We start from the raw sequence: 2120 nt of genomic DNA on the forward strand, positions 1-2120 counted from the left end.
CCTAGAACAGGTCCTGACCCGGAACGCCAATGTGTGAGTTGCGAAACGGAAGCGGGTACTCGCTCCCGAAAGGCTAGTGGACGCATGGAACGGGCGGCAATAGTGCCTACCGGTGTCCCTCCACGTTGAGCTCGGCCATCGTGGCCCACGGCTGGCCGCTGAGCTGGGACAACGCGACCACCTTGACGAAGCGGGCGCTGCGCGGTGCGAACGTGGCGCGCTGCGCGGCCCCGCTCGAGGTGAACCGGCCGCTCGCTGCGGCCTCGCCCCAGGTGGCGCCGTCCTCGCTCGTGTAGACCTCGTAGGCGTCGATCGCACCGTTGGTGCTGTTCTGGCGTCGGGTGTACTGGATGCCGGAGACCTCGTGCGTCGCGCCGAGGTCCACGGTGACGTGGTGCGGATAGCCCGGCGTGACGGGGGCGGACCACTGGGTGTGCCAGTACGTGGAGAGGTTGCCGTCGAGGATGTTGGCGGCGCGCCCGTCCTCCTTCGCGGTCTCCTCGCTGTCGACGTCGACGACCTTCATCACGCTCTGGTCGAGCAGCCCCACCGTCACCGTGATGGTGGTCGAGGACTTCCCCGACCTGCCTTCCAGCACGACCGGCACCTGGTAACGGCCGGGCGTCGCGTCGGCTGGGACCTCGATCCGCACCGACCCCGTGGTGCTCCGTCCGGGCCACAGCAGGCCGATGGAGCCGCGCTGCGCCCACCCCGCCGGGACCTGCGCCGACAGCCTGGGGCGCAGCACGAACTGCCCCGTCTGGTTGTCGACGGTCACCGGGACGGTGACCGAGCCGCCCGCGTCCACCGCGACGTCGGATGCGGTGAGGGGCGCGCAGAGGCCGTCCAGCCAGGCCAGGTTGAAGTTCGCGTAGCGGATGCCGGTCCCGGGCTCGTAGAGCAGGCCGTAGGTGCCGTCGGGTAGCGCCGTGAGCGTGGAGTACGACATCGAGCCGGGCTGGAACTCCTTCGATGCCGGCCACGTCCTGCCGTCGTCACACGACATCCGGATGGTGCCGTGGCGGCGCGCCGACTGGTCGGCCGAGTTGGAGAACAACAGGATCTTGGCGCGCGCCGATCCCTTGCGGGCATGGGGGAACGCGCGGATGATCGAGGCGTTGTTGGCCGGGTCGGGCAGGGCACGGTCGATGGTGACCGGGCCGTAGGTCTGACCCCCGTCGCGAGAGATGGCCACCTTGCGGTATCCGCTGCGGGCCGAGTCGCGGCTGTTCAGCATGACCCGCCCGTCGGACAGCTCGACCGTCTTGTTCTCGTCCATGCCGGTGCCGACGGCCTCACCCGCCTGCCACGTCGCGCCGTGGTCGTCGCTGTAGACGCTGACCGCCTGGAAGTCGCCGGCGGCGTTGATGATCGTGTACTGCTGGACGAGCCGACCGGCGTGCGGGCCGTAGCGCAGCTGGATGCCCTCGCCGGATGCGGCGAACCGGCTGCGCCAGCCCGGGTCGGGGGTGATGTCCGCGGTGATGGTCCGCTGGCTCCAGGTGTGGCCGCCGTCGGTCGAGCTGGAGACGTTGGCGTGCAGCACGTTGGGGTCGTCCGGGTCGGTGCCCGGCTGGCTGCCGAAGAAGCCCTGCTTCTGGGAGTACACATGGAAGTTGAAGATCGTACCCGTCCTGCGGTCCACGACATAGCTCGGGTCGGAGTAGCCCTTGATCGGGTCGGTCGTCTTACCGGCCGCCACCGCCGTCTGCTCGCCCCAGGTGCGCCCGCCATCGGTGCTGCGGCGTTGCAGGACGGAGTTGGGACCAGGCGCGTCGATCCCCGTCGGCCGCCCGTCGTAGGAGGCCAGCACGTCGCCGCCCGGCGCGACGGTCAGGGCCGGGATGCGGTAGTTGGGGAAGCCGCCCTGCCCGTTGACAGCGAGGTCCTGCTCGACGTAGAGCGGCTTGTTTCCGTGTGGCCAGTGCCAGCCATCCGCGCCGGGCGTGGCACCCGTGGCACCCGTGGCACCCGCCGCACCCGCGGCACCCGCCGCACCCGCGGCGGGGGCGGCCACCGTGGTGAGCGCAGCCGCGATCGCGGGAGCGAGCAGGAGTGGCAGGAGCCGCAGCGTGCGTGAACGATGTCTGCCGGGTCGGTGCTTGCTGACGCTCATCGGA

At 70.5% G+C, this 2120-nt stretch carries 1 protein-coding gene; it reads right to left on the reverse strand.

Annotated features, from left to right (window positions below):
* Window positions 1-106: 106 nt before the first annotated feature.
* Window positions 107-2120 (reverse strand): discoidin domain-containing protein (locus L0H79_RS22040; RefSeq protein ID WP_301486919.1); only part of this gene is annotated, 2014 nt, incomplete at its 5' end.

Source organism: Intrasporangium sp., from assembly GCF_030452765.1.
In the GTDB taxonomy this organism is placed as follows: Bacteria; Actinomycetota; Actinomycetes; order Actinomycetales; family Dermatophilaceae; genus Intrasporangium_A.